The organism is Streptomyces aureus (assembly GCF_001418135.1).
Taxonomy (GTDB): Bacteria; Actinomycetota; Actinomycetes; order Streptomycetales; family Streptomycetaceae; genus Streptomyces; species Streptomyces aureus_A.
Genome location: NZ_LIPQ01000153.1, coordinates 24,304 through 24,612, shown reverse-complemented (window position 1 = coordinate 24,612; position 309 = coordinate 24,304). Strand labels below are relative to the sequence as shown.

1 pseudogene is annotated in these 309 nt (G+C 76.1%); it reads right to left on the bottom strand.

What is annotated here, in order from left to right:
- Nucleotides 1–56: 56 nt before the first annotated feature.
- Nucleotides 57–309 (bottom strand): annotated as a pseudogene (locus AOK00_RS40310) (hypothetical protein); the annotation flags it as partial.

Below are 309 nucleotides of genomic sequence, written 5' to 3'. Positions count from 1 at the left end.
GGGATCGGGGCCGCCGCCGGGGTCGGGATCGGGGTCGGGGTCACGGGGACGCTCCTTCAGAGTCTGAGGTCGAGCAGCGCGCCGCCGGTGTCCTGCGGTACCCCCACGACCACGGACAGGACGATCATCTCGTCGGGGTCCAGGCCGAGGACGCGCTGGGTGGGTATCTCCTTGAAGGCCCGCACGGGGCGGGCGAAGAGGCCGGAGGCGGCGGCGGACAGGCAGAGCCCGTGCGCGGCCCAGCCGGCGGCGTGCTGGACGGCGCCCCAGCCGGCGGTCCCGAGGCGCTCGAAGAGCTCCCGGGTCCGG